The organism is Microbacterium sp. LBN7 (assembly GCF_045690345.1).
Classification (GTDB): Bacteria; Actinomycetota; Actinomycetes; order Actinomycetales; family Microbacteriaceae; genus Microbacterium.
In genome coordinates this window covers 474,944-494,223 of record NZ_CP147856.1, presented here as the reverse complement: position 1 = coordinate 494,223, position 19,280 = coordinate 474,944, and the positions used below count along the sequence as shown (strand labels likewise).

17 protein-coding genes are annotated in these 19,280 nt (G+C 68.9%); 15 read left to right on the top strand and 2 right to left on the bottom strand.

Annotated elements, in window-relative coordinates; all coding sequences use genetic code 11:
* Positions 1-5 precede the first annotated feature (5 nt).
* The 6 genes from gcvP to LBN7_RS02345 all read left to right on the top strand — a co-directional run bounded on the left by gcvP (position 6) and on the right by LBN7_RS02345 (position 8,922).
* Complete coding sequence (gene gcvP, locus LBN7_RS02370) at positions 6-2,870, top strand: aminomethyl-transferring glycine dehydrogenase (protein WP_407361692.1); 2,865 nt, start codon at positions 6-8, stop codon at positions 2,868-2,870.
* 218 nt (positions 2,871-3,088) lie between these two features.
* On the top strand, positions 3,089-4,720 hold the full coding sequence (locus LBN7_RS02365; RefSeq protein WP_116636577.1) for an ABC transporter substrate-binding protein: 1,632 nt from the start codon (positions 3,089-3,091) through the stop codon (positions 4,718-4,720).
* A 99-nt stretch (positions 4,721-4,819) separates the two neighbouring features.
* Positions 4,820-5,746 carry an ABC transporter permease gene (locus tag LBN7_RS02360; RefSeq protein WP_341945821.1) on the top strand — a complete coding sequence of 309 codons (927 nt, stop codon included), beginning with the start codon at positions 4,820-4,822 and terminating at the stop codon, positions 5,744-5,746.
* A complete protein-coding gene (locus LBN7_RS02355) occupies positions 5,739-6,683 on the top strand; it encodes an ABC transporter permease (protein WP_116636575.1) in 945 nt (314 codons plus the stop codon). Before LBN7_RS02360 ends, LBN7_RS02355 begins: the two co-directional genes overlap by 8 nt.
* Positions 6,680-8,353 carry an ABC transporter ATP-binding protein gene (locus LBN7_RS02350; protein ID WP_116636574.1) on the top strand — a complete coding sequence of 558 codons (1,674 nt, stop codon included), beginning with the start codon at positions 6,680-6,682 and terminating at the stop codon, positions 8,351-8,353. The genes LBN7_RS02355 and LBN7_RS02350 overlap by 4 nt, the downstream gene beginning before the upstream one ends.
* A gap of 2 nt (positions 8,354-8,355) precedes the next feature.
* On the top strand, positions 8,356-8,922 hold the full coding sequence (locus LBN7_RS02345) for a PH domain-containing protein (RefSeq protein WP_407360833.1): 567 nt from the start codon (positions 8,356-8,358) through the stop codon (positions 8,920-8,922).
* Between the two features lie 7 nt (positions 8,923-8,929).
* On the opposite strand, the gene LBN7_RS02340 is transcribed toward LBN7_RS02345, so the two are convergent.
* The gene (locus tag LBN7_RS02340; protein WP_407360832.1) at positions 8,930-9,736 is read right to left on the bottom strand and encodes a CPBP family intramembrane glutamic endopeptidase; all 807 of its coding nucleotides are present in this window, start codon (positions 9,734-9,736) and stop codon (positions 8,930-8,932) included.
* A 102-nt stretch (positions 9,737-9,838) separates the two neighbouring features.
* Between LBN7_RS02340 and typA the strand changes: the two genes are divergently transcribed.
* From typA to LBN7_RS02320, 4 genes are all read left to right on the top strand, one after another.
* On the top strand, positions 9,839-11,752 hold the full coding sequence (typA, locus tag LBN7_RS02335) for a translational GTPase TypA (protein WP_116636571.1): 1,914 nt from the start codon (positions 9,839-9,841) through the stop codon (positions 11,750-11,752).
* Between the two features lie 191 nt (positions 11,753-11,943).
* Positions 11,944-12,822, top strand: a complete 879-nt coding sequence (locus LBN7_RS02330) for a phospholipase (protein ID WP_407360831.1) — start codon at positions 11,944-11,946, stop codon at positions 12,820-12,822.
* A 75-nt stretch (positions 12,823-12,897) separates the two neighbouring features.
* Positions 12,898-13,941, top strand: coding sequence for a glutaminase A (glsA, locus tag LBN7_RS02325; protein ID WP_407360830.1), 1,044 nt, complete (start codon positions 12,898-12,900; stop codon positions 13,939-13,941).
* Positions 13,938-15,563, top strand: a complete 1,626-nt coding sequence (locus tag LBN7_RS02320) for an MFS transporter (RefSeq protein ID WP_341945816.1) — start codon at positions 13,938-13,940, stop codon at positions 15,561-15,563. Before glsA ends, LBN7_RS02320 begins: the two co-directional genes overlap by 4 nt.
* Before the next feature lie 18 nt (positions 15,564-15,581).
* Here LBN7_RS02320 and LBN7_RS02315 read toward each other — a convergent pair whose 3' ends face one another.
* The gene (locus tag LBN7_RS02315) at positions 15,582-16,130 is read right to left on the bottom strand and encodes a helix-turn-helix domain-containing protein (RefSeq protein WP_116636567.1); all 549 of its coding nucleotides are present in this window, start codon (positions 16,128-16,130) and stop codon (positions 15,582-15,584) included.
* Between the two features lie 102 nt (positions 16,131-16,232).
* On the opposite strand from LBN7_RS02315, the gene LBN7_RS02310 reads away from it, so the two are divergent.
* Genes LBN7_RS02310 through dapC form a run of 5 tightly spaced genes read left to right on the top strand, consistent with a single transcriptional unit; the run spans position 16,233 to position 19,174 of the window.
* Positions 16,233-16,952, top strand: coding sequence for an AzlC family ABC transporter permease (locus LBN7_RS02310; protein ID WP_407360829.1), 720 nt, complete (start codon positions 16,233-16,235; stop codon positions 16,950-16,952).
* Positions 16,949-17,263, top strand: a complete 315-nt coding sequence (locus LBN7_RS02305) for an AzlD domain-containing protein (RefSeq protein ID WP_341945814.1) — start codon at positions 16,949-16,951, stop codon at positions 17,261-17,263. Before LBN7_RS02310 ends, LBN7_RS02305 begins: the two co-directional genes overlap by 4 nt.
* Positions 17,264-17,312: 49 nt before the next feature.
* Positions 17,313-17,723 carry a histidinol dehydrogenase gene (locus tag LBN7_RS02300; protein WP_407360828.1) on the top strand — a complete coding sequence of 137 codons (411 nt, stop codon included), beginning with the start codon at positions 17,313-17,315 and terminating at the stop codon, positions 17,721-17,723.
* A gap of 9 nt (positions 17,724-17,732) precedes the next feature.
* Positions 17,733-18,053: a ferredoxin gene (fdxA, locus tag LBN7_RS02295; RefSeq protein ID WP_046013877.1), complete on the top strand. Its 321-nt coding sequence runs from the start codon at positions 17,733-17,735 to the stop codon at positions 18,051-18,053.
* A gap of 8 nt (positions 18,054-18,061) precedes the next feature.
* Positions 18,062-19,174, top strand: a complete 1,113-nt coding sequence (gene dapC, locus LBN7_RS02290) for a succinyldiaminopimelate transaminase (RefSeq protein ID WP_407360827.1) — start codon at positions 18,062-18,064, stop codon at positions 19,172-19,174.
* Positions 19,175-19,280: the final 106 nt, after the last annotated feature.

Here is a 19,280-nt window from a genome sequence, read left to right as displayed (position 1 = left end):
GGACCATGCTGGACGCGCTCGGCATCCACCCTTCGACAAGCTCAGGGACCCAGGGGGCAAGCTCAGGGACCCAGGAGGGAGATGCCGTCGAGGCGCTGATGCGCCAGGCGGTCCCGTCCTCGATCTTCACCGGACCGACGGGCTCGCTCGACTCGACCATCCCGGCAGCGGCGAGCGAGACCGAAGCGCTCGCCGAGTTGCGCGCCCTCGCGTCGCGCAACGCGGTGAACCGGCCGATGATCGGCCTCGGCTACTACGGCACGATCACTCCGCAGGTCATCCAGCGGGGTGTACTGGAGAACCCGTCCTGGTACACGGCCTACACGCCGTACCAGCCCGAGATCTCGCAGGGCCGTCTGGAAGCGCTCATCAACTTCCAGACGATGGTCGCCGAGCTCACCGGGCTCTCGACCGCCAACGCGTCGATGCTCGACGAGTCGACCGCGGTCGTGGAGGGCATGCTGCTCGCCCGGCGTGCCTCGAAGTCGGCGTCGAACGTCTTCGCGGTCGACGCCGATGCCTTCCCGCAGACGAAGGCGCTGCTCGCCACCCGTGCGGATGCCGTCGGCATCGAGCTCGTCTCCGTGGACTTCGCCGCGGGCGAGGAGCTCCCGGCGGAGCTGTTCGGCGTCTTCGTGCAGTATCCGGGAGCATCCGGTCGGGTCTGGGACCCCTCGGCCGTCATCGACGCCGCACACCTCGCCGGCGGTCTCGCGGTCGCTGCCGCCGATCTCCTCGCCCTCACCCTGATCGCGTCGCCCGGTTCGCTGGGCGCGGATGTGGCTGTCGGCACGACGCAGCGCTTCGGTGTGCCGATGGGCTTCGGCGGTCCGCACGCCGGGTACATGGCCGTGCGCGCAGGCCTCGAGCGTCAGCTGCCAGGGCGCCTCGTCGGCGTCTCGATGGACGCTGACGGCAAGCCCGCCTACCGCCTCTCGCTGCAGACCCGCGAGCAGCACATCCGTCGCGAGAAGGCGACGTCGAACATCTGCACCGCACAGGTGCTGCTCGCCGTCATGGCCTCCATGTACGCGGTGTACCACGGGCCCGACGGCCTCGAAGCCATCGCGTGGGAGGTCGCGACGAAGGCCGCGCTGCTGCGCGACTGGCTCGTCGAGGCCGGAGCCGAGGTCGTGCACGACGCCTTCTTCGACACCGTCTCCGTGCGTGTCCCCGGCCGTGCGGACGAACTCGCGAAGCAGGCGCACGACGGTGCGGGTCTCCTCCTCCACGTCGTCGATGCCGACACGCTCAGCATCGCGGTCGACGAGACCACGACGACCGCGGAGCTGCACCAGGTCGCGCACGTCTTCGGCGGCACGAAGGAGCGGGTCTTCGGATTCGGCGACGGCGACCACGCTCTTCCCGGCGCGCTCATCCGGCAGGACGAGTACCTGACCCACCCGGTCTTCCATGCGCACCGCAGCGAGACCGCCATGATGCGCTACCTGAAGAGCCTCGCCGACCGCGACTACGCGCTCGACCGCGGCATGATCCCGCTCGGGTCCTGCACGATGAAGCTCAACGCCGCGACCGAGATGGCCGCCATCACATGGCCCGAGTTCGCCGGCATCCACCCGTTCGCGCCGGCATCCGACGTGCAGGGCTATCTCGATCTCATCGAGCAGCTCGAGGGCTGGCTCGCCGAGGTCACCGGGTACGACGCCGTCTCGCTGCAGCCGAACGCCGGCTCGCAGGGCGAGCTGGCGGGGCTCCTGGCGATCCGCGGCTACCACCTCGCCAACGGCGACGCGCAGCGCACCGTCTGCCTGATCCCGTCGTCGGCGCACGGCACGAACGCGGCATCCGCCGTGCTCGCGGGCATGAAGGTCGTCGTGGTGGCCTGCGACGAGCTCGGGAACGTCGATCTCGACGACCTCCGCGCCAAGATCGCCGCGCACGCCGACACCCTGTCGGCGCTCATGATCACCTACCCGTCCACGCACGGCGTGTACGAGCACGACGTCGTGGAGATCACGACCGCGGTGCATGACGCGGGCGGCCAGGTGTACGTCGACGGCGCCAACCTCAACGCTCTGCTCGGGTACGCGCGCTTCGGCGATCTCGGCGGCGACGTCTCGCACCTCAACCTGCACAAGACGTTCGCGATCCCGCACGGCGGCGGCGGACCCGGTGTCGGACCCGTGGCGGCGAAGGCGCACCTCGCGCCGTTCCTCCCGTCGCATCCGCTCGCGCAGCGCAGCGAGCACTTCGGCGGCTTCACCTTCGAGGGCGGAGCGGTCTCGGCGGCGCCCTACGGGTCGGCGGGCATCCTGCCGATCTCCTGGGCCTACGTGCGCATGATGGGAGCGGACGGCCTGCGGCGCGCGACCGCGGCCGCCGTGCTGTCGGCGAACTACATCGCCGCCCGCCTGGGCGAGCACTATCCCGTTCTCTACACGGGCGAGAACGGCCGAGTGGCGCACGAGTGCATCCTCGACCTCCGCCCGCTCAAGGAGGCCACGGGCATCACGGTCGACGACGTCGCCAAGCGCCTGATCGACTACGGCTTCCACGCCCCGACCATGTCGTTCCCCGTGGCGGGGACCCTCATGGTCGAACCGACGGAGTCGGAGGACCTCGGCGAGATCGACCGTTTCATCGAGGCGATGATCATGATCAAGGCGGAAGCGGATGCCGTGGCGGCAGGGCGCTGGCCCGCCGACGACAACCCCCTGGTGCACGCGCCGCACACCGCTGTCTCGCTGATCGCGGGGGAGTGGACGCACGCCTACACCCGGGAGGATGCCGCGTACCCCGTGCACGCGCTCGTCGCCGGCAAGTACTGGCCGCCGGTGCGCCGCATCGATCAGGCCTACGGAGACCGCAACCTCGTCTGCGCCTGCCCGCCCGTGGAGGCCTTCGCCTGACACCGGATCGACCCATCTGAACGGAGTCGCGCTCCTCGCCGGGGAGCGCGGCTCCGTCGCGTCTTTCCGGGTGTTTCGCGGATGTTACGGATGGTCACCACTCAGTAACAGTTCGTTAGCTGAGTGCGTTCGCGAGCCCGACCCCGGGTTACGCTCGACTATCCCTACGTGTTCAACGGTGAGCGCGCAGTCTGAGTAACAGTCCAGGAGGACACAAAGTGAAGCGCAACAAGATCGCCCTCGCGGGCAGCGCATTTTTCCTGATCGGGGCCCTGACTCTCGCGGGCTGCGCGAGCGGCGGGGGCAACGAGCCCGCCGAGGAGTCGTCCGGTGACGCCACGGCGATCATCTCGGTCAACAACACCGAGCCGCAGAACCCGCTGATCCCCACGAACACCAACGAGGTCGGCGGCGGCCTCGTGCTGCAGAGCATCTTCGCCGGTCTCGTGTACTACGACGCCGAGGGCGCCGTGCACAACGACCTCGCCGAGTCCATCGAGACCGACGACGCGCAGACCTACACGATCAAGATCAAGGCCGACCAGACCTTCGCGAACGGCGACCCGGTCGACGCCGAGTCGTTCGTCAAGGCCTGGAACTACGGTTCGGCGCTCGACAACAAGCAGCTCTCGAGCTACTTCTTCGAGTCCATCGAGGGCTTCTCCTACGACGAGAACGTCCCGGAGCTCTCCGGCCTCAAGGTCGTCGACGACCTCACCTTCACGGTGAAGCTGAAGCAGCCCGAGTCGGACTTCCCGCTGCGCCTCGGCTACACGGCGTTCTTCCCGCTCCCCGCAGCGGCATGGGACGACCTCGAGGCCTTCGGCGAGAACCCGATCGGCAACGGCCCGTACGTCTTCGCCGAAGAGGGCGCGTGGAAGCACAACGAGAGCATCGACCTCATCAAGAACGAGGACTACACCGGTCCCCGTGAGGCAGTGAACGGCGGCGTGGACATGATTCTCTACGCCAGCACCGATGCCGCCTACGCCGACCTCCAGGGCGGCAACCTCGACATCCTCCAGGAGATCCCGGACAGCGCCCTGCAGACGTTCGAGAGCGACTTCGAGGGTCGCACGGTGAACCAGCCGGCAGCGGCCAACGCGACCATCACGATCCCGGAGCGCCTCGAGCACTTCAGCGGTGAAGAGGGTCAGCTGCGACGCGCGGCGATCTCGCACGCGATCAACCGTGAGGAGATCACCGATGTGGTCTTCAGCGGCACCCGCACCCCGATGAAGGACTTCACCTCTCCGGTGATCGACGGCTACTCCGAGGACATCCCCGGCTCCGAGGTGCTCGAGTTCGACCCCGAGAAGGCGAAGGAGCTGTGGGCCGAGGCCGACGCCATCGCACCGTGGACCGGATCGTTCCAGATCCAGTACAACGCGGACGGCCCCAACCAGGGCTGGGTCGACGCCATCGCCAACCAGCTGAAGAACAACCTCGGCATCGAGGCCTCCGGCAACCCGATCCCGACCTTCGCCGAGCACCGCACGCTGATCACCGAGCGTCAGTCGACCACCGCCTTCCGCACCGGATGGCAGTTCGACTACCCGTCGATGTTCAACGGCCTCGGCCCGCTCTTCGGCACCGGTGCCGGTTCGAACGACGGCGACTACTCGAACCCCGAGTTCGACGCACTCCTCGATGAGGGCGCATCCGCTGCCGACGTCGAAGAGGGCATCACGAAGTTCCAGGAGGCGCAGGAGATCCTGTTCAAGGACCTGCCCGCCATCCCGCTCTGGTACACCAACGCCATGGGCGCCTGGGGCGAGTCGGTCGACAACGTCGAGTTCGGCTGGGACACCTGGCCGATCCTCTACCAGGTCACGAAGGACGGCGAGTAAGCCGGACGGCACTCACCTGTGAGGCGGTGACGATTCGTCGTCACCGCCTCGCGGGCTGTGTTCGACAAGCTTTTCCGCCTCCTCGCAACGGGACCACAGATGTTCGGCTACATCCTCAGACGTCTTCTGCAGGTGATTCCGGTTTTCTTCGGAGCCACCCTGCTCATCTACTTCCTCGTGTTCGCCATGCCCGGCGATCCGATCCTCGCCCTGTTCGGCGACCGCACCCCGAACCCTGCGGTCGTGGAGCAGCTGCGTGAGCAGTACCACCTGAACGATCCGTTCATCGTGCAGTACTGGTACTACATCACCGGTGTGTTCCAGGGCGACCTCGGAAACACGTTCTCCGGCCGTCCGGTCTCGGAGGTCCTCGCAGAGACCCTCCCGGTCACAGGGCGCCTGGCGGTCATGGCGATCGCCATCGAGTTCACGCTCGCGATCGTCATCGGCACGATCTCGGCGCTGCGCAAGGGCAAGGTCTTCGATCACGCGATGCTCGGCATCGCCCTCGTCGCCATCGCCATCCCGATCTTCGTGGTCGCGTTCCTCGCGCAGTACTTCCTGGCGATCCAGCTCGGCTGGTTCAAACCCACAGTGGGCTCCGACAACGACTGGGGCGGCCTGTGGCTGCCGGCGATCGTGCTCGGCTTCAGTCTGTTCGCGGTCAGCATGCGTCTGATGCGGAGCTCCGTGATCGACACGCTCAACCAGGACTGGGTGCGCACCGCCTACAGCAAGGGGCTCTCGCGCAGTCGGGTGATCCCGGTGCACGTGCTGCGCAACTCGCTGATCCCCGTGATCACCAACTCGGCCACCAACTTCGGTGTGCTGCTGGTCGGAGCGACCGTGACCGAGGGGATCTTCAACGTCCCCGGCGTCGGCAACACGCTGTACCAGGCCGCGATCCGCAACGAGGGCCCCACCGTGGTCTCCTTCGTCACGGTGTTCGTGATCCTGTACGTCCTGGTCAACCTCGTCATCGACCTGCTCTACGGTCTGCTCGACCCAAGGATCCGCTATGCATGACCCCAACTCGCAGAATCACTTCGTCGCGCCCGTCGAGACGGAGAGCATCTCCGTCGACGCCGTGCGCATCGCGGAGAAGCCGCGCAACCTGTGGCGCGATGCGTGGACCGACCTCCGGCGGCGTCCGTTGTTCTGGTTCTCGGTCGTGCTCGCACTCTTCTTCCTGGTGATGGCGCTCTGGCCGACGCTGTTCACATCGACCCCGCCGAACAGCGGGTGCGAACTGGGCAACAGCAATGCCGGACCGACGGACGGGCATCCGCTCGGATTCACGTTCCAGGGCTGCGACATCTACGCCCGCATCGTCTGGGGCGCGCAGACCTCGCTCGCCGTCGGTCTGCTGGCCACGGCGATCGGCTCGATCGTCGGCCTCATCATGGGTGCGCTCGCCGGCTTCTACGGCGGATGGCTGGACTCGCTGCTGTCGCGCATCGGCGACATCTTCTTCGCCATTCCCTACATCCTCGCCGCCGTGGTCGTCATGACGGTCTTCTCGCAGTACCGCTCCGTTCCGGTCCTCGCGTTCGCGATCGGTGGTTTCGCCTGGGCGTCCACCGCGCGTGTCGTGCGTGCGGAGGTCCTCCGGGTCCGTCAGGCGGACTTCGTGGTCGCCTCTCGTGCGCTCGGACGCTCCAAGTTCGGCACGCTCGTCGGACACGTCATCCCGAACGCCCTGGCGCCGCTGCTCGTCGTCTCGACGCTGTCGCTCGCGGCATCGATCGTCGCCGAGGCGACCCTGTCGTTCCTCGGCGTCGGCCTGGGAAGCGACACCATGTCGTGGGGAAATGACATCAGCGCGGCACAGTCGTCGCTCCGGGTGGCGCCGATGGCGCTCATCTATCCGTCGATCGCGCTCACGCTCGCCGTGCTCGCGTTCGTGACCCTGGGCGAGCTCATCCGAGACGCCATCGATCCGAGAGCGAGGGCACGCCGATGAGCGAGCGCACTCCCGAACAGGTGCCGCTGCTGAGCGTGCGCGACCTCAAGGTCGCGTTCCGCACACAGGAGGGTCTCCGCGAGGTCCTGCACGGCGCGAGCTTCGACATCTTCCCCGGCGAGACCGTCGCCATCGTGGGCGAGTCCGGCTCGGGCAAGTCCACGACCGCCAGTGCCATCGTGAACCTGCTCCCCGGCACCGGAACGATCACGGGCGGATCGATCACCCTCGACGGCCGCGAGCTCACCACGCTCGGGCGCCACGAGATCGAGACCGTCCGCGGCCGCGAGATCGGCTTCGTCCCGCAGGATCCGATGTCGAACCTCAACCCGGTGTGGAGCATCGGCTTCCAGGTCAAGGAGGCGATCCGCGCGAACGGGATCGCCCGTGGCAAGGCGGATGTGAAGGCGCGGGCGATCGAGGTGCTGCAGCAGGCAGGGCTCGGCGACGCCGAGCGACGCCTGCACCAGTTCCCGCACCAGTTCTCCGGCGGCATGCGCCAGCGTGCGCTGATCGGCATCGGACTGGCCGCCGACCCGAAGCTCCTGATCGCCGACGAGCCGACCTCGGCGCTCGACGTGACGGTGCAGCGGGTCATCCTCGATCACATGGCGACGCTCACGCGTGACAAGGGCACCTCGGTGCTCCTCATCACTCACGACCTCGGCCTCGCGGCCGAGCGCGCCGAGAAGATCATCGTGATGAGCAACGGCAACATCGTCGAGGCCGGCCCGAGCAGGCAGATCCTCGAGAATCCGCAGCATCCGTACACGCAGCGACTCGTGGGTGCAGCCCCGAGCGTCGCCTCGCAGCGCATCCAGGCCGTCGTCGAGGACCGCGGCATCGAGACGCTCGAGGACCTCGCGGACATCCCGCCGACCGTGCGGGTGGCGGGACTCACGAAGGACTACAAGATCCGTCAGGGGAACTTCCGCAGCGAGGCGTTCCGTGCGGTCGACGACGTCTCCTTCGACATCCCGCGCGGGAAGACGCTCGCCCTCGTCGGCGAGTCGGGTTCCGGCAAGTCGACGGTCGCCAAGATGGTGCTCAAGCTCGAGGAGCCCACGAGCGGCACCATCGAGATCGACGGTCAGGATGTGTCGAAGCTCTCGAACGCGCAGGCGTTCGGGCTGCGCCGCCGCATGCAGCCCGTGTTCCAGGATCCGTACGGATCGCTGGACCCGCTGCGCAACATCGGGAACACGATCTCCGAGCCGCTCCAGATCCACGGTGTGGGGGATCGGGCTTCGCAGCGCGAACGCGTCGAGGAGCTTCTCGACCAGGTGGCGCTGCCGAGGACGCTCGCGACCCGGTACGCGAACGAGCTCTCCGGCGGACAGCGGCAGCGCGTCGCGATCGCCCGGGCGCTCGCGCTCAAGCCGGACATCGTCGTGCTCGACGAGGCCGTCTCGGCGCTCGACGTGCTGGTGCAGGATCAGATCCTGAAGCTGCTCGCCGAGCTGCAGTCGGAGCTGAACCTGACGTACCTGTTCATCACGCACGACCTCGCTGTCGTGCGCGTGTCGAGCGACCTCGTCTGCGTCATGGAGAAGGGGAAGGTCGTCGAGCAGGGGACTGTCGACGAGATCTTCGCCAACCCCCAGCAGGAGTACACCGACCGGCTCCTCAAGGCGATCCCCGGGGCGTCGATCCCGCTCGGCGGGCGCTGAACGTGCCGACCGATCCAGGATCGGGGGCCGCACGGACTTTCCGTGCGGCCTCCGGTCCGGTCTTCCTCGTCCTCTGCTCGCTGCTCGCGCTGTTCCTGCTCGGCGATGCCGTCGTGCGCGCGGGGTGGGGGCAGGCGCTGCTGCTCGCACCGTGGATCCTCCTCGGGCTGTGGGTCGTGTACGAGGTCGCCTTCGTCTCGTTCGTCCGCATCGACGACGCGGAGGGGACCGTGCAGAACATGCTGCGACGCACGACCTTCGGGTGGCGTCGTGTGCGTGACATCGATCTGCGCTGGCAGCTCGTCTTCTCACTCGATGACGGCACCGACGTCACGTGCTACGGCGGGCCGGCCAGGGCGCGGCAGCGGCGCGCCGCGGGTCGGCAGGACGAGGAGCGCAAAGCCCCGACCAGCCTGCGCGATCTGACCGACATCCGCGATCGCTGGGAGGCGTCCGATCCCGCCGCCGATGCTCCCATCCGGCGGAGCTGGGATCGTCCCGCTCTCCTCGCCCTGGCCGTCATCCTGGTCTGGGCCGCGGTGGCCGTGTTCATCGCGAACGCCGGCTGACCCCGTCTCAGCTCGGCAGTCCGAAGAGCTCCGGCCAGGTCGCCGCCGCCCAGGGATAGCCGACGAACACGGTCGCGTCGATCAGGAAGTGCGCGACGAGGAACGGCAGCAGACGGCCGCTGCGCTGGAAGAGCCAGCCGAACAGCAGCCCCATCGCCAGATTCCCGATGAACGCGCCGGGCCCCTGGTACAGGTGGTAGCTCGCACGCAGCACCGAGGTGGAGACGATGATGGTCCACGGACTCCATCCGAGCTGCCGGAGGCGCGCGAAGAGATATCCGAGCACGACGAACTCCTCCTGCAGCGACGCCCGCGCGGCGGCGAGCAGCAGGACGGGGACAGTCCACCAGTACGCGTCGAGTCCCGCCGGATTCACCGCGACGAAGAGCCCCGAGGCGCGTCCGGCGATGTAGAGCGCCAGACCGGGGATGCCGATGGCGAGGACGAGGAGCATGCCGCGCCCGGCATCCGCCGCGACCCTCGTGCCGTCCAGTCCCAGCCTGCCCAGGTGCGGACGGCGCGACTGCCAGAGGAGGAAGCACACCAGCAGCACCGGCACGAGCGAGAATCCGATCGACAGCACCTGGTAGATGAGATCGAAGAACTCGCGGTCGCTGCGCGACGGGTTGAGCGTCGCGGTCTGATCCGCCAGCGGCGTCTCATCCGTGAGCCGGTAGGCGAGCTGCACGATCGCGTACACGGCGGACTGGCCGAGGCCCAGCGCGAGCACGATCGCGATCTCCCACCCGATCCGGCCGCGGGAGGGTGCAGGAGGGTCCCAGGGGAGGGGGTCCGGGACAGGTCGGGAGGTCACGATCCCGATGCTACGACGTCCGCTCAGGAACAGACCCTCAGCTTGCGTTATCCTGGAACGTCGGCTTCCCGGCGCAATCCCACACCTCTTTAGGACTTCTGCATGGCGCACGCCCTCCGCTCTGACCTCCGCAACGTCGCAATCGTCGCGCACGTCGACCACGGCAAGACCACTCTCGTCGACGCCATGCTGCGTCAGACGGGCTCCTTCGGCGAACACGCCCACGTGGACGAACGCGCCATGGACTCGAACGACCTCGAGCGTGAGAAGGGCATCACGATCCTCGCCAAGAACACGGCGATCACCTACAAGGGCGTGCACGCCACCGACGGCGAGGTGACGATCAACGTCATCGACACCCCCGGTCACGCCGACTTCGGCGGAGAGGTCGAGCGCGGCCTCTCCATGGTCGACGGCGTCGTGCTGCTCGTCGACGCCAGCGAGGGCCCGCTCCCGCAGACCCGCTTCGTGCTCCGCAAGGCGCTCGAGGCGAAGCTGCCCGTCATCCTGCTGGTCAACAAGACCGACCGTCCCGACGCGCGCATCGCCGAGGTCGAGGAGGAGGCCCACGACCTGCTCCTGGGTCTCGCGTCCGACCTCGTCGACGACGTGCCGGATCTCGACGTCGACGCGCTGCTCGACGTGCCGATCGTGTACGCCTCCGGCCGCGCCGGTGCCGCATCGCTGAACCGCCCCGAGAACGGCACGCTGCCGGACAACGAGAACCTGGAGCCGCTCTTCGGCGCCATCCTCGAGCACATCCCGGCGCCGTCCTACGACGACGAGGCCCCGCTGCAGGCCTGGGTCACGAACCTCGACTCGAGCCCGTTCCTCGGTCGCCTCGCTCTCCTCCGCGTCTTCAACGGCACGCTGAAGAAGGGGCAGACGGTCGCCTGGGTCCGTGCCGACGGCTCGACCAGCAACGCCCGCATCACCGAGCTCCTGAAGACCCGCGCCCTCGAGCGCTACCCCGCGGAGTCGGCGGCGCCCGGTGACATCGTCGCCATCGCCGGCTTCGAGGACATCACGATCGGCGAGACGATCGCCGACCCCGAGGACGTCCGCCCGCTTCCGGCGATCACGGTCGACGACCCCGCCATCTCGATGACGATCGGCACGAACACCTCGCCCCTCATGGGCAAGGTCAAGGGCCACAAGCTGACCGCCCGCATGGTCAAGGACCGTCTCGACCGCGAGCTCATCGGCAACGTCTCGCTCAAGGTCGTCGACATCGGCCGCCCCGACGCGTGGGAGGTGCAGGGACGCGGCGAGCTCGCGCTCGCGATCCTCGTCGAGAACATGCGCCGCGAGGGCTTCGAGCTCACGGTGGGCAAGCCCCAGGTCGTCACGAAGCAGATCGACGGCAAGACGCACGAGCCGTTCGAGCACCTCACGATCGACACGCCCGAGGAGCACCTCGGTGCGATCACGCAGCTGCTGGCCGGCCGCAAGGGTCGCATGGAGAACATGACGAACCACGGCACCGGCTGGGTGCGCATGGAGTTCATCGTCCCGTCGCGCGGCCTCATCGGCTTCCGCAGCGAGTTCCTCACCACGACCCGTGGCACCGGCATCGCCAACGCGATCTCGCACGGCTACGAGCCGTGGGCCGGACACATCACCACGCGCCAGAACGGCTCGATCGTCGCCGACCGCCAGGGCGTCGTGACCCCGTTCGCGATGATCGCCCTGCAGGAGCGCATGTCGTTCTTCGTGCAGCCCACGCAGGAGGTCTACGAGGGCATGGTCATCGGCGAGAACTCGCGCGCCGACGACATGGACGTGAACATCACCAAGGAGAAGAAGCTCACCAACATGCGTGCAGCGAGCTCCGACACGTTCGAGTCGATGACCCCGCCGCGTCAGCTGACGCTCGAGGAGAGCCTCGAGTTCGCCCGTGACGACGAGTGCGTCGAGGTGACGCCGGAGGTCGTGCGCATCCGCAAGGTGAACCTGGATCAGAACACCCGCGCTCGCGAGACCGCCCGCATCAAGCGTCAGGACGCGAACGCCTGACCCTCGTTCGAGAGCGCTCTGCAGAGGGCCTCGCACCGCCGAAAGGCGCGTGCGGGGCCCTCTTCTCATGTAAATCCCAGATGAGGCACAATTTTCATTCAGGAAGGCATGGCAGGCTCGAACACTTGCGCCTGGGACGAGCTCCCGATGAGTCTCCTGTATTGGGCGTACGACGACCCGAAAGTCGAACCATGCTCCATGAAACCCGTGCGCTTCGGCGCGCCTCCGCCGCGGCATCCGCCCGCGCCACGGCCCGCCGTCCGATGATGATCCTCGGGACCGCCGCCGCCGCTCTCCTCGGCATCACCCTCACCGCCGGCATCGTGTCGGCCCCGGCCGCCGGCGCCGAGATGCCGGACGCGACTGCCGCCGTCGCGCAGCTGGTCGCCGGCACGGAGCCCCACGCGAAGGTCGCGGACGACGCGGCGATGCCGCTGGTCGATGCGAAGGATGCCGTGCTCAGTGCGCAGGCCCTGACGTACGACGTGACCGCCTCGGGTCTCGACGTGAGCGCCGCCCCGCCCGTCGACGTGTCGGAGCTGCAGGACGACATCGACGCGCTCGAGGACCGCGACGCGATGTCGCCCCTGGTCGTCACGGTCCTCGCGGGCGAGGTGGAAGCCGAGACGAAGGCGCTCGCCACGGCGACCGTGGCGCTGCAGGGCGCCTTCACCGCTGCGCAGGAGAAGAAGGCCGCGGATGACGCCGCCGCCGCGGCCGCCGCCGAAGCAGAGGCCGCCGCCGCGGCTCTCGCCTCCGCGAACACGGTCGAGGGTGCGAAGGCCACGGCGCAGCAGATGATGTCGAGCCGCTACGGCTGGGGAGGCGACCAGTTCTCCTGCCTGGAGTCGCTCTGGAACAAGGAGTCCGGCTGGAACTACCAGGCGTACAACCCCAGCGGCGCGACGGGCATCCCGCAGGCCCTTCCCGGCAGCAAGATGGCGTCGGAGGGCAGCGACTGGGAGACGAACGCCACGACCCAGATCGCCTGGGGTCTCGGCTACATCTCGTCCGTCTACGGCACTCCGTGCAGCGCCTGGGGGCACTCGCAGGCCACGAACTGGTACTGATCCTCTGGTCGGAGGGCCCCACGAACGCTACGGTGTGACTGACGGCTGGGGACGTCTCCGATCCGAGGAGGACGCGTGCTCGACCCCGCCGCCTGGCTCGACGTCCCGCAACAGGTGTCCACCGGCACACTGCCCGGCTGGGACCGCGTCGAGGACATCGTCCGAGAGGCGCACTCCCGGTTCTCCGGTGAGCACGGCGGACGCGTCGCCGACTACATCCCGGTGCTCGCGGGGGCCGACCCCGACCTCTTCGGCCTCGCGGTCATCGAGGTGGGCGGCGGCCTCCACGACGCCGGCGACGCGCTGCATCCGTTCTCGATCCAGTCGATCTCGAAGATGTTCGTCTATGCCCTGGCGATCCAGGAGCACGGGCATGAGCGTGTGCGCGACATCGTCGGGGTGAACAACACGGGGCTCGCCTTCAACTCCGTCGTCGCTCTCGAGCTCAACGACGGGCATCCGATGAATCCCATGGTCAACGCCGGGGCCATCGCGACGACCGCGCTGATGCCCGGATCGACGACGGCCGAGCAGTGGGAGCGCGTCCGCGAGGGGCTCTCGGCCTTCGCGGGGCGCTCGCTGAGCCTCGACGGCGTCGTGTACGCCTCCGAGGCCGCGACGAACGAGCGCAATCGCGCCCTCGGGTGGCTGCTGCGCAGCTACGGCCGGCTCAGCGGCGATCCCGACGAGGTCGTCGACGTCTACACGCGTCAGTGCGCGCTCGGCGTCACCGCCCACGACCTCGCCGTGATGGGGGCGACGCTGGCCGACGGCGGCGTGAACCCGGTGACGGGGGAGCGCGTGGTCTCGGCGGAGGTGTGCCGGGACACGCTCGCCGTGGTCGCGTCGAGCGGGCTCTACGAGCGCTCGGGGGACTGGCTCTTCGAGATCGGGCTTCCGGCGAAGTCCGGCGTCGCCGGCGGGATCGTGGCCGTCGCACCCGGCAAGGGCGCGGTGGCCGGATTCTCGCCGCGACTCGACGATGCCGGCAACTCCGTGAGAGCGCAGATGGCGATCGGCTACCTGTCGCGAGCGCTCGGTCTGAACCTCTTCGCCTCGGCTCCCGCGCCGGAGCATTCCGCCGCTGTTCCTCGATCCCCCGAGCAGGAGAAGCCATGACGCAGACAGAGCAGCCCGAGACCAAGACCTCCTGGCTGCCGATGGTCAGCCTGTTCCTCGCGCAGGTGCTGATGTCGTTCAACGTGGCCGCACTGCCGATCTCGCTCGGCGGGATGGTGAGCGACTTCGGGGTGCCTCCGACCGTCGCGAGCACGACCATCGTGATGTACGGCCTGGCGGTGGCCGCACTGGTCATGACGGGCGCGAAGCTCGGCCAGCGCATCGGCTGGGTCCTCATCTTCCGGATCGTGATCGCGCTGTTCGCGGCATCCTCGATCATGATGCTGGTCGCGCCGACCGTGGGATGGGCGATCGCGGGTCAGGCGGTCGCGGGGGCCGCTGCGGCGATCATCGTGCCGTCGATCGTCGCCCTCATCGCCGAGAACTACCGCGGGGCGCAGCAGGCGACCGCGATCGGCGCCATCGGCTCGGCGCGGGCGATCTCCGGCGTCAGCGCCTTCCTGATCGGCGGCACGCTGGGAACCCTCGTCGGGTGGCGGCCCATGTTCTTCATCGTGCTCGGGATCGCCGTGCTGGTCTTCGCGCTCAGCTTCACGCTGCGTGGCGACCGCGGCGACGCCTCGATCCGCATCGACCTGATCGCCTCGCTGCTGATCGGCGCGGCGATCGTGCTGCTCACGCTGGGGTTCAACAACCTGAACGCGTGGGGTGCGGTCGCGGCGACGGACGCGGCACCCTTCAGCATCGTCGGGCTCTCGCCGGCTCCGGTCTTCGTCGTCGTCGGTCTCGTGCTCGGACAGGGCTTCTTCCTGTGGACGAGGAAGCGGATGGCGGAGGGCAAGGTCCCGCTGATCGACCTGAGCGTGCTCGGCTCTTCGCGGGAGCGTGCCGCGGTGTACGCGATGTTCATCGTCGTGGCCCTGGAAGCGTGCGTGAACTTCACGATCCCGCTCTACATCCAGATCGTGCAGGGGCGCACGCCGTTCGACACCTCGATCGCCATGATGCCGTTCAACCTCACCGTCTTCATCACGGCGACGCTCGTGGTGCGGTTCTACAGGCGGTTCCCGCCGCGCACGATCGGCGTCTTCGGCTTCATCCTCACCACGGCGGCTCTGGTCTGGCTCTCGTTCGTCGTGAGCAACAACTGGGAGACGCTGCCGACCATCCTCGGCCTCATCGTGTTCGGCATCGGCCAGGGAGCGCTCGTGACCCTGGTGTTCAACGTGCTGGTGACGGCGGCTCCCGCTGAGCTGGCGGGCGATGTGGGCTCGTTGCGCGGCACCACGCAGAACCTCGCCTCGGCGGTCGGAACCGCGCTGGCCGGGGCCCTGCTGGTGTCGCTGCTCGGTCTCAGCATCGGACGCGCGGTCGTCGAGCATCCGGAGCTTCCGCCGGCGCTGGTGGCCCAGGTCGACATGGACAACCTCAACTTCGTCAGCAACGACGATCTCCGGACCGCGCTCGAAGCGACGGATGCGACGCCGGAGCAGGTCGATGCGGCCGTGGTCGTCAACGAGGAGGCGCGCCTGGGGACGCTCAAGCTCGGCCTGCTCCTGCTGGCCGGGATCAGCGCTCTCGCGATCCTCCCGGCGTCGCGGCTGCCGCAGTACCGGCCGCACGAGATCCCCGATCCCTCGCCCGCGGGCGGCGCCGAGTGAGTGGGGAGCAGGCGACGATCAGCGCAGCTCGGAGATGAGCACGGCGCTCGTGCCGGATGCCGTCGCCTCGAAGATGTGCGGCGCGTCGCCGGCGTACGTCAGGTAGTCGCCGGGGTTCAGCAGAATCGGCTCCGTCACCGGCCCGACCTGTGCCTGTCCGGCGATCAGGATGACGTGCTCGATGGTCCCGGCGTGATGCGGGTCGGAGAGCCGCGGGTCGCCGGGCTCGGCCTGGATCAGGTAGACGTCGCGGCGGGCCCCCGGAGGGCTGGCGGACAGCAGCGTCGCGCTGTAGGCCGCGGCGGACGAAGGTACGCCGGCGAGATCGTCGGCACGGATCAGCGTCGGCGCGTTGGACTGCTGGTCGACGAGCACCGCGAAGGGGACGCCGAGTGCGACGCCGAGAGCCCACAGCGTCTCGACGCTGGGGTTGCCCGCACCGCTCTCGAGCTGGGACACGGTCGCCTTGGACACGCCGGCGCGCCGCGCGAGCTCGGAGACCGAGAGGCCGACGGTCTCGCGCTCGCGGCGGAGAGTGCGGGAGATGCGGGTGCGGAGATCCTCCATGTGTTCATCATGTCAAACGATCGTTCGCTTGACTATCCGTTCTTCGGTGTTCAGAATGATAGGCATGTGTTCACCAGATCGAACGAGCCTGGGATCGGCGCGATGACCGCCGAGCGTGAGGTCTGGCGGGAAGCACTTGGCGTCGTGCTGGCGACGAGCGCCTACGGCATCTCATTCGGGGCGCTCGCCGTGGCATCCGGTCTCGATGTCTGGCAGACCTGCGTGCTGAGTCTGCTCATGTTCACGGGCGGATCGCAGTTCGCGTTCGTCGGGGTCTTCACCGCCGGCGGGTTGGCCGCGCTGCCCTCGGCCGTCGCCTCCGCCGCGCTGCTCGGGGTGCGCAACGTCGCCTACGGGATGCGCATGTCCCCCCTCGTCGGAGGCGGACCCGTGCGGCGAGCCGCCGCTGCGCATTTCACGATCGACGAGTCGACGGCAGTGGCGATCTCGCAGACCGTCCCGCGCCTGCGGCGGGTCGGCTTCTGGGTGACCGGCATCGGCATCTTCGTGGGCTGGAACATCACGACGCTGGTCGGCGCGCTCGTCGGCGACGTGCTCGGCGACCCCCGCACCTGGGGGCTGGATGCGGCGGCGGCCGCCGCCTTCCTCGCGCTGCTCTGGCCGCGACTGAAGCAGCGCCAGGCGATCGCCGTCGGCGTGGCGGCGGCCGTCGTGGCGGCAGCGCTCACCCCGTTCCTCATGCCGGGGCTGCCTGTGCTCATCGCCGCCCTGGTGGCCATCGTCGTCGGCTGGTTCAACTGGCTCGGACGCCCGCCGCAGCAGACACCCGTGGCGGACTCCGGAGCGGAGGAGGGCGTATGAGCCTGTGGAGCGCGATCCTGCTCGCCGCCCTGATCTGTCTCGCGCTGAAGGCGGTCGGGTACCTCGTCCCGCCGAAGCTGCTCGAAGCGCCGCGGCCCGCGCGCATCTCGGATCTGCTGACGGTCGCACTGCTCGCCGCTCTCGTGGCGGTGCAGACTCTCGGCGACGGCCAGGCGATCACGGTGGATGCGCGCGTGCCCGCGCTGCTGGTCGCCGGCGGTCTCCTCTGGCTGCGCCAGTCGTTCCTCGTCGTCGTGGTCACGGCCGCGCTCGTCGCGGCGCTCCTGCGGCTCTTCGGTCTCGCGGCGTGAAGCCGAGGCCCCACTCCGGATCCACAGGCCTCGCCGGTAGGATCGAGGGGTGCGTGTGAGCTGGGTGTCGAGAGTCCTGTCGTGGGTCGCTGCCGCCCTCGTGGGCGGCGTCTACGGTGTCGCCGGGACGATCGGGCACAGCCTCATGTGGGGACCGATCCCGGTCGGGCTGATCGTCGGGGCGATCGCGTGTGCGGCGATCCTCATCGCGGTCCGCGCGCTCACCCACGATCGGGGCGCCGCCGTCGCCGCCGGCCTCGGCATGATCGGGATGCTCGTGCTGATCTCCGGCGTCGGACCCGGCGGTTCGGTCGTCGTGGCCGACTCGCTCGCGGGACGGATCTGGACCTATCTGGTCGCCGGCCTCGTGCTGCTCGTGGTCGCCTGGCCGTCGCTCTCGCGGCTTCCCGTGCGCACGGAGACCCCCTCTGCGGAGGAAGCGGTCGCCCGCGAGTCGTAGACTGGGGGAGTGACGTATGTGATCGCCCTCCCGTGCGTCGATGTCAAGGATCGCGCCTGCATCGACGAGTGCCCCGTTGACTGCATCTACGAGGGTGAACGCTCGCTGTACATCCATCCGGACGAGTGCGTCGACTGCGGTGCCTGCGAGCCGGTGTGCCCGGTGGAGGCGATCTACTACGAGGACGACCTGCCCGACGAATGGCAGGACTACTACAAGGCCAACGTCGAGTTCTTCGACGAGATCGGATCGCCCGGCGGCGCCGCGAAGGTCGGCGTGTACACGTTCGACCACCCGATCATCGCCGCTCTGCCGCCTCAGGGCGAGTAGGCGCCCCTGTGAGCGTCCGCGACCTCGCCGACTACCCGTGGGACGCCGTGGTGCCGTTCCGCGACCGCGCCGCGCAGCATCCGGGTGGTCTGGTCGACCTGTCCGTCGGCTCTCCCGTCGATCCGACGCCGGAGATCATCCGCCGGGCTCTGGCCGAGGCGACCGACGCGCACGCGTACCCGCAGACTCTCGGCACGCCCTCGCTGCGCGAGGCCATCGTCGCCTGGTACGCGCGTCGGCGCGGCGTGCCCGACCTCACGGTCGACAACGTGCTCCCGACGATCGGCTCCAAGGAGCTGGTCGCCCTGCTCCCCACGCTGCTCGGGCTCGGCGCGGGCGACATCGTCGTGCATCCGCGCGTCGCCTACCCGACCTACGAGGTCGGTGCCCGCGTGGTCGGTGCCGAGCCGGTCGCCGCGGACGACCCCGCCGAGTGGCCCGAGGGTGCGAAGCTCATCTGGATCAACACGCCGGGCAACCCCGACGGACGCACCTGGACCGTCGACGAGTTGGCCGCGGCGGTTCGGCGTGCGCGTGAGCTCGGCGCGGTGCTCGCGAGCGACGAGTGCTACGCGGAGCTGGGCTGGGACGGGCCGTGGGCGACCGAGCCCATCCCGTCGATCCTCGACCCGCGCGTGACGGGCGGACGGCGGTCGAACCTGCTCAGCGTGTACTCGCTCAGCAAGCAGTCGAACCTCGCCGGGTATCGCGCCGCCTTCGTCGCGGGCTGCGCCCGCATCGTCGGCGATCTCCTCACGGCCCGGAAGCATCTGGGGCTGATGCCGCCTGCGCCCGTGCAGCACGCCATGGCGACGGCACTCGGCGACGACGAGCATGTCGCGGTCCAGAAGGAGCTCTACCGTGAGCGCCGCGATGCGCTGCGTCCGGCGCTGGAGGCCGCGGGCTTCCGCATCGACGGCTCCGAGGCGGGGCTGTACCTCTGGGCGACCGAGGGGCGGGATGCCTGGGAATCGATGGGGCGGCTCGCCGATCTCGGCATCCTCGCGGGTCCGGGTCCGTTCTACGGGACGGCGTCCGGGCAGCACGTGCGGCTGGCGCTGACCGCGGCGACCGACCGCGTCCTGGAGGCCGCGCGACGCCTGAATGAAGGAAAGCTGTAGATTCCCTCGTCAAATCCGCCGTCCGTTTGGCGGATGTCACAGTAGGCCTGCGTGCCTACTAGGCTGTAAAGGCGATTCGGTCGGGTACCGACCTGGTGCCTCAGCG